Source organism: Streptomyces sp. 6N223 (assembly GCF_052246635.1).
Taxonomy (GTDB): Bacteria; Actinomycetota; Actinomycetes; order Streptomycetales; family Streptomycetaceae; genus Streptomyces.
In genome coordinates this window covers 1-7,312 of the sequence record NZ_JBQQCA010000104.1, presented here as the reverse complement: position 1 = coordinate 7,312, position 7,312 = coordinate 1, and the positions used below count along the sequence as shown (strand labels likewise).

The following is a 7,312-nucleotide window of genomic DNA, read 5'->3' as shown; positions in this document are numbered from 1 at the left end:
AGGCTCCCCACCCCCCCGCCACACGGCCCCGTGAGCTCCGGGTCGGGATGTCGGGACGTCAGGAGGTCACGACGGCGCCCGCGTGCTGTGCTCCCTGACCAGGGAGGCGAACTGCTCGCGGTCGTTGCTGCGCGGGAAGGGTTCGTCCGGCACGGGCACGCCGAGGAACGCGCAGAGCGGCTCCCAGCCCTGGCCGACCTCGAAGACCAGCAGGCGGTCGGCGTCGATCTCCCGCTTCACCGCGTCGTTGTTCTCCGTGAAGACCCGCATCGCGTGGTCCTTGTCGGCGAAGCGCCCGCCGAAGAGGCCGTCCCAGACCACCTTCAGCGACATCTCCCGCAGCCGCGCGAACGTCGGGGGCGCGCCGGGCGGGGGCGCCGCCATGGCCGCCGGGTAGATGCTGTTGCTGACGCTGTCGTACCAGCTCTCCGGATCCCGCACGGTGAGGATCACCTTCGCCTCCGGGAAGGCGGCCGTGATCTCGCGCCAGTACCGGGCTCCCGGCCAGTCCACGCTCGACCGGTAGCCGGCGAAGACCTCGGACCAGGAAATGTCCTGGCCGGAGGCCACCTTCTCCCACCGGGGGATGTCCTCGGTCTGCTCCAGCATGTGCAGCATGTGGTGACACGGGCCGAAGCCGAGCATGTCGAGGGCCGTCTTGAGGGACATGGTGCCGGTGCGCCCGGCGCCGGCACCGAAGACTTCAAGCATGTCGTTTCCTTCGTTTCCTTCTGTCGCGGAAGGCGGGCGGGGTGCGCGCTCACGCGCCCCGCAGCAGCAGGGCCCAGATCGTGGCGCCCGGGCCGAAGGCGAGGGCGACCCCGTGCTGCCCGGGCGGGAGCGGGCTGCCGGCCTGCAGCCGCTCCAGCACGCCGAGCACGGCCGGAGAGGCGGTGTTGCCGAACTCGCGCATCGCGGAGCGGGCGACGGCCACCGAACTCTCCGGGAGGTCGAGCACCTCCTCGACCCGGTCGAGGATCTTGCGCCCGCCCGGGTGCACCGCCCACCAGGTGATGTCGTCCAGCGTGAGGCCGTGGCGGTCGAGCAGCGCCTTGACCGGCATGGCGACGGACGAGGCGACGACATCCGGCAACGACGGCTTCAGCGTGATGCGCATGCCCAGGTCGCTGAAGTGCACCTGCAGATCGGCGGCGGCGGTCGTGTCGGTGAGCTGTTCGCCGTCGATGACGTCCACGCCCGGGAGTCCCGGCGTCGCCGGGCGCAGCACCGCGGCGGCCGCGCCGTCGCCGAACAGCGTGAAGATGATCGCGGCCTCCTTGTCGTAGGGGGGCGGCTGGACGTGGGGCGAGAAGAGGTCGACCGCCAGCAGCACCGCGGCCCGCTGATGGACCCTCACCCAGTTGGCGCAGGTGGACAGGGCAGGCAGCGCGGCGTAGCAGCCCATGGGGCCCAGCGAGAGGATCTGGACGTCGTCGCGCATGCCCAGTTGGGAGGCGAGCGAGTCGAGTCCGGGGAGGGAGTGGGTCGTGGTCGTGACGGTGGCCAGCAGCCCGACGTCCTCGGGGCGCAGGCCCGTCCGGCCCAGGACCTCGGAGATGGTCTCCCTGCCGAGCCGTCGGGCCTCGACGAGGCTGCGGCTCATCCGCTGCTTGGTCGGCCACAGCCGGGGGTCCTCGAGCGGGACGTCCACGGCCATCCCCTTGGTGGCGATCTGGGCGTTGTCGATGACCGGTTCGAAGTGCTCCCCGCCCTCCTCGGCCGCCATCATGGTGACGAAGTCCGCCATCTTGGCCAGGGGAGGGGCCCGGAAGGCGACCTCCACGATGCGCGCGTGCGCCGTGGCAGCCATCGCGCTCACACCGCCCCGGCCCGGGCATCGGCCAACGCCCTGACCGGCGAGGCGCCGAGCAGCCGGCCGCGGTGGTCCAGGGCCTGGACCTGGAGGCAGCCGGTGCCGCGCCGGGCGGACGCCGGCAGCGGCACGGCGGTGTCGAGCCCGTTCCAGGGGGCCCGAGCCACGGGGCGGAGGCGGGCCTCGGACTCGCCGGCGAGCACGCGCCAGGCGGCGACGCCGGTGGCGCCGTTCCAGATCGCGTGGACCTCGCCGGCCGCCGCGTCCACAGCCACCTCGGGGTCGCCGGCCGGCTGCCCCTGCCACTCCATGCGGTACGCCCGGTAGCTGCTGATGCCCTGCGGGAACGCTCCGTCGAGCAGCAGGGTGCCGTCCGGCCCGAACTCCGAGACGCGGCTGGCCGCGCCCCAGCTGACGATGGTGTTGCCGTTGGGCAGCCGTTGGGCGTTGCCCTCGGCCAGGGCCGACAGCATCTCAGGGTGGGCCACCTCGTCCAGCAGCGTGGCGGTGCCCAGCTCCGGGTCCGTCTCGATCCACACGACGCGGGAGGAGGACTGGCGGGCGATCTGCGTGCCGTTGTCGAAGAGGCGGTAGACGTTGCCGCCCTCGCTCTGCCCGTCGTGGTGGCCGGTGAAGCGGGCGCCGGCGCCGAGCTCGAAGTCGCTGTTGCTGCCGCCCAGGCGCCAGAGGATCTCGCCCGTTACGCGGTCGACCTTGTAGATGGTGCTGGTGTGGCGGCCGGAGATGAGGAGGTTGCCGTCGCCGTCGAGGGAGACGGCGTTGACGTGGAGGTAGTCGAACGGCGCGGAGGAGCCGGGGTAGTCGACGTCGGCCTCCTCGACGGGCACCTGGTCGATGCCGTGCCAGTCGAGGACCGCCTGGCCGGTGGCGATGTCGATCTCCTGGACCACGCAGTCGATGGCGGTGCCGTTCTGGGGCCCGCCGACGGGGGTGAGGTCGTGCGGCACGTCCCGGAAGCTGATGACCAGCGCCGTGTCCGACGGCGTGATCAGGAACTCGTGCATGTCGAGCGTCGCCCCGGCGTCGGGGGTCTGGACGGTGGCGATGACCTGATAGGTGCTGTCGGCGATGTAGCCCATGCCGCTGCCGATGCCGCCGGCACCGACCGTCCCCTCCCACCAGGTCACCACCGGCTGCCCCTGGTAGCTCTGCACGCGGAAGTCGGTGGTGAAGGTGCCGTTGGGGACCTGACGGAACCAGATCATGCGGCCCTCGTCGTCGACGATCTGGGGGCCGCGCGGCGAGTCCGGCGCGGCGAAGCCCTGCGGCGTGAGGAAGAGGAGCCCGGGCGCGGTGCCGGGCTGGCGGGTCAGGATGTCGAGCTGCGGTGGCTGTTGCTGGAGTGGCCGGAACGCCGCCGGTGGCGGCGCCGTGGCCGTGGCGGTGCGATGGCCGACCGGGCCGGACGACGCGGTCGTCGGGGCGTTCGCCTGCGCCGTGCCGGGCAGGAGCGTTCCGGCGCCGGCCGCGACGAGCCCGCCGAGTAACGATCGCCGAGTTAACTGGGTCATGCTTTCCTCCCGGGGTCACGATGCATTTCAGCACGCGGTAACTATATTTCCGGAACTTTGCGCGCATTTCCTTCACATGCGCGCGTCGAAACATGATGCCTTCCCCACCGGCAACGGTGCGCGGTTATTTTCTCAGCAGGAGTGACGGAGTGGCGGCAAGTATCAGCCTAAAACTTTTCAGGTCACAGCGGAGATCGCCGAAAAACAGATCGTGATGTGCGAACGCGGAGATCATGGGCCCGTCGGCGGGCGCGGGATCCCTGGACGCTCCTCGCCTTCGGGCGCGGCGGCGGGGGCCCGGGAAGCCTCTGGCAGGCGTTCGGAATTCCTTCCCGGGCGGAGGCGGAGCAGGTGAAAGCGGCCGTGAGCAGAGTATTTCCCCAGCATTGACGGAACGCCGACGGCACGGCGCCCGGCGTTCCGGCCGGATAACTGCCGCTCCGCCGCCGGATGGTGAGCGGCGACGGGGCGGCCGGGGGAACTCGGTGATTCCGGGTGATTCTGTCGCGCGGTCAGGAGGCGTTGAGGACGCCGCTGCCCAGCGGGTCTCCCGTCGCGTCGAGCGCGGTGACGCGGAAGACGTCCGCGTCCTCGGGCGCGAAGACCTCGGCCGCCGTCTCGAAGCCGGTCTTCGGAGTGACGCCCAGCGGGGTCAGCTCCTCCTGGCTCGGGCCGGCCTCGACGCGCCAGCCGTCCACCTCGGTGGCGCCGTTCCAGCTCACGTGCAGCGTGCGCCCGCCGTCCTCGCCGGCCTCGCCCACGACCACGTCGGGCGGGGCGGCGGGCGTGGCCGACCAGTCGGCGCGCTCGGTGCGGTACGACGACCAGCCCGAGGCGAAGGCGCCGGTGAAGACCTGCTCCGTCCCGCTGAACTCGACCATGCGGCCGGTGGTGCCGTAGGAGACGAGCTGGTTGCCGTTGTCCACCTGCCGGTTGTTGCCGATGAAGGGGGAGTACGCCGCCGGGTCGGCCCGCAGCTCCTGCGTGAGCGTGGCCGTCATGGACGACTCGTCGAGGGTGTACGTGGCGCCCCGGGACTCCTGGGGGCTGCGGCTGTTGCCGTTGTCGAAGACCGACAGCGAGCCGTCCGGCAGGCGCCGCGCGTCGTGCTGGTAGCTCGGCATGTCGGCGGTGCCGCCGGCGAAGGTGAAGTCGCTCTGCTCGCCGCCGAACCGCCAGACGATGTCGCCGGTGGCGATGTCGATCTTGTAGACGGTGCTGGTGTTGCGGAAGCTGACGAGGATGTCGCCGTCCTCGTCGTACTCCAGCGAGTTCGAGTGGAACAGGTCCCCGAAGCCGCTCGTCAGCGACTCCGTGGTCTCGTCGGGCGAGACGTGGTCCAGCGCGCTCCACTCGAAGGTGACCTCGCCGGTCCCCACGACCTGCTCCTGGATCACCGGGTTGAGGACGGTCGCGCTGGCCGAGCCGCCCCACGGGCTGAGGTCGGTCTGCGTCCGGGCCCAGCCCTGGACCAGGACCCGGGAGCCGTCGGGGCTGAACTCGATGTCGTGGCCGTCCGTCGGCTGGCCGTTCTTCATCGCGATGGTGGCGATCTCGCTGTACGCCTGGTCCAGCACGACGTGCGCGCCGCGGCCGGTGTCGTACAGGACCAGGGCCGGCTGGCCCTGGTAGGTGATGGCTTCGAGGTTGTAGAAGTTGCCCTCCCACTGCCAGATGACCTGGCCGCTGTTGTCGTAGATGGCGGCAACCCCGAAGCCGGTGCCCGCGTTTCCCGGGGTGGCCAGCAGCTGCCCCGGGTCTTCCTGGCCCGTCGTCGTGGTGGTGAGGGTGGGCGCCTGGAGCGGGCCGGGCTGGGTGACGAACGCGCCGGGCTCCGGCGCGGCCAGCGGCACGAGGGCCGGGCCCGCCTGGCGTCCGGCGGCGCCGGCGGTCGAGGCGAGGGCGAGGGGGGCGAGCAGCGCCGCGCCGGCTAACGCCGTGGCGGAGCGCCGCAGCAGGACGCTGGTCCGTAAGAGGCGCACGGGAATCTCCTTGATCGACGAAGATGCCCCAGCCCCACGGACTTTTTTTGCCTCAGGAAGTAATTAATGTATCCGCAGCATCATTAAAGATTCCGTAAATTCCGGCGTCACTTGAGGCCGCCCTCCGCCAGCCCGGTGCGCCACCAGCGCTGCAGCGGGATGAAGAGCAGGAGCAGCGGGAGCGTGGTCACGGCCGAGCCGACGACGACCAGGCGCGTGTACTCCGGGTTCTGGCTCACGGCGGAGTTCCAGGTGAACAGGCCCTGCGCCACGCTGAAGAGATCGTTGTCCGTGATCATCACCATGGGGAGGAGGAAGTTGTTCCAGATGGCGATGAACTGGACGAGGAAGATCGTCACGGCGCCCGGGGCCATCATCCGCAGGCCGACGGAGAAGAAGGTCCGCACCTCGCCCGCGCCGTCGATCCGGGCGGCTTCGAGGAGTTCGCTGGAGATGGCGCCGGAGGAGTACGCCCGCGCCAGGTAGACCCCGAAGGGGTTCACCATCACGGGGATGAGAACGGACCAGATGGTGTCCGTCATCTGGAGGTTCGACATCATCAGGTACAGCGGGACGACAATCGCCGTGTGGGGGACGAGGACGCCGGCGATCACCACGGCGTACCACTTCTCCTTGCCGCGGAAGGTGAACTTGTCGAACGCGTAGCCCGCGGCCACGGACAGCAGGGTGGCGACCAGCGCGCCGCCGACGGCGTAGACGGCGGTGTTCAGCAGCCAGCGGCCGAAGACGCCGTCGTCCTCGGCGAACAGGTCGCGCAGGTTGTCGACGACGTGGAAGCCGGCGGAGGGGGAGAAGCCGTTGCCGCTGTACAGCTCCGGCAGCGTCTTGGTGACGGCGAACAGCAGCCACGTCAGCGGCAGCAGCGTGTAGACGCCGGCGAGGGCGCACAGGACCGTCGTCGTCGAGCGGCGCAGCCACCACGGCATGCCCCCGCCCGTGCCGGCGGCGCGCGGCGCGGGGCCGGCGGGCCGCCCGCGCCGGGCCGGTGTGCGAGCGGGTCCCAGGAGCGTCATCGCAGTCCCCTTCTGCTGACGAATCTGGTGACGGCGAAGGAGAGCACGCCGGCCAGCACGGCGATCAGCACGGAGACCGTCGCCGCGTAGTGGTAGTCGTTGCTGTTGAAGGCGGCGGAGTACGCCATCATGTTCGGCGTCCAGGTGTTGTCGATGACGGTCTCGCCCGAGGTGCGCAGCAGCATGGGCTCCGTGTAGAGCTGCAGGGCGCCGATGATGGTGAACAGCGTGGCCACCAGGACCGTCGGCACGACCTGCGGCAGCTTGACGCTGAGCGCGATACGCCACTCCCCGGCGCCGTCGATCCGCGCGGCGTCGGTGATCGTGCGCGGAATGGCCTGCAGGCCGACGAAGATCAGGATCACGTTGAAGCCGAGCGCGCCCCAGATGGCGATGTTGACGATGGAGAACAGGACGTTGTCGCCGCCGAGGAAGTCGATGTGCCAGCCCAGGTCCGCGAAGCCGTCGATGATCGGGCTCAGGCCCGGCGTGTAGAGGTAGAGCCAGATGATGGCGGCGATCAGGCCGGGCACGATGTGCGGCAGGAACAGCAGGCCCTGGAAGAAGCGCCGGCCCACGGTCAGCGCCGAGTCCAGCGCGAGCGCCAGCGCCGTGGCGAGGACGATCAGCAGCGGCACGTACACCCCGCCGTACAGCAGCACGCGGCCGACGCCGGTGAGGAACGCCTCGTCCGTCAGGGCCCGGGTGTAGTTGTCGAACCAGCTGAAGACGCGCTCCGGGCCGCCCCATCCGATGCCCTCGAACCGTTCGCGGAAGAAGGACAGCCCGACGGCGTAGAGCAGCGGCAGGATGTAGGTGAGGGCGAACAGGAGCATGAACGGGCCGAGCAGGATCAGGACGCCGTTGCGGCCGGGTCGGCGCTTCGCCGCGACCGGAGATGGTATGGATGCCATGGCTTTCCCTGAGGTGTCGGGCGGCGGGGACGGTGGG

At 70.6% G+C, this 7,312-nt stretch carries 6 protein-coding genes; all 6 read right to left on the bottom strand.

Annotated features, from left to right (window positions below):
* Positions 1-66: 66 nt before the first annotated feature.
* The 6 genes from ACTWQH_RS32285 to ACTWQH_RS32260 all read right to left on the bottom strand — a co-directional run bounded on the left by ACTWQH_RS32285 (position 67) and on the right by ACTWQH_RS32260 (position 7,275).
* Positions 67-711 (bottom strand): sulfotransferase family protein, encoded by a 645-nt coding sequence (locus ACTWQH_RS32285; RefSeq protein ID WP_443290372.1) that lies wholly within the window; start codon positions 709-711, stop codon positions 67-69.
* Positions 712-760: 49 nt separating this feature from the next.
* Positions 761-1,810: a type III polyketide synthase gene (locus ACTWQH_RS32280; protein ID WP_443290371.1), complete on the bottom strand. Its 1,050-nt coding sequence runs from the start codon at positions 1,808-1,810 to the stop codon at positions 761-763.
* 5 nt (positions 1,811-1,815) lie between these two features.
* Positions 1,816-3,345, bottom strand: coding sequence for an arylsulfotransferase family protein (locus ACTWQH_RS32275; protein ID WP_443290370.1), 1,530 nt, complete (start codon positions 3,343-3,345; stop codon positions 1,816-1,818).
* A gap of 512 nt (positions 3,346-3,857) precedes the next feature.
* On the bottom strand, positions 3,858-5,327 hold the full coding sequence (locus ACTWQH_RS32270) for an arylsulfotransferase family protein (RefSeq protein WP_443290369.1): 1,470 nt from the start codon (positions 5,325-5,327) through the stop codon (positions 3,858-3,860).
* A gap of 107 nt (positions 5,328-5,434) precedes the next feature.
* On the bottom strand, positions 5,435-6,361 hold the full coding sequence (locus ACTWQH_RS32265) for a carbohydrate ABC transporter permease (RefSeq protein ID WP_443290368.1): 927 nt from the start codon (positions 6,359-6,361) through the stop codon (positions 5,435-5,437).
* The gene (locus ACTWQH_RS32260; protein WP_443290367.1) at positions 6,358-7,275 is read right to left on the bottom strand and encodes a carbohydrate ABC transporter permease; all 918 of its coding nucleotides are present in this window, start codon (positions 7,273-7,275) and stop codon (positions 6,358-6,360) included. Before ACTWQH_RS32260 ends, ACTWQH_RS32265 begins: the two co-directional genes overlap by 4 nt.
* Between the last annotated feature and the right edge of the window lie 37 nt (positions 7,276-7,312).

Excerpts from the sequence above, each read along its gene's own strand:
- ACTWQH_RS32285 (WP_443290372.1), bottom strand. The coding sequence starts at position 711 with ATGCTTGAAGTCTTCGGTGCCGGCGCCGGGCGCACCGGCACCATGTCC.
- ACTWQH_RS32280 (WP_443290371.1), bottom strand. The coding sequence starts at position 1,810 with ATGGCTGCCACGGCGCACGCGCGCATCGTGGAGGTCGCCTTCCGGGCC.
- ACTWQH_RS32275 (WP_443290370.1), bottom strand. The coding sequence starts at position 3,345 with ATGACCCAGTTAACTCGGCGATCGTTACTCGGCGGGCTCGTCGCGGCC.
- ACTWQH_RS32265 (WP_443290368.1), bottom strand. The coding sequence starts at position 6,361 with ATGACGCTCCTGGGACCCGCTCGCACACCGGCCCGGCGCGGGCGGCCC.
- ACTWQH_RS32260 (WP_443290367.1), bottom strand. The coding sequence starts at position 7,275 with ATGGCATCCATACCATCTCCGGTCGCGGCGAAGCGCCGACCCGGCCGC.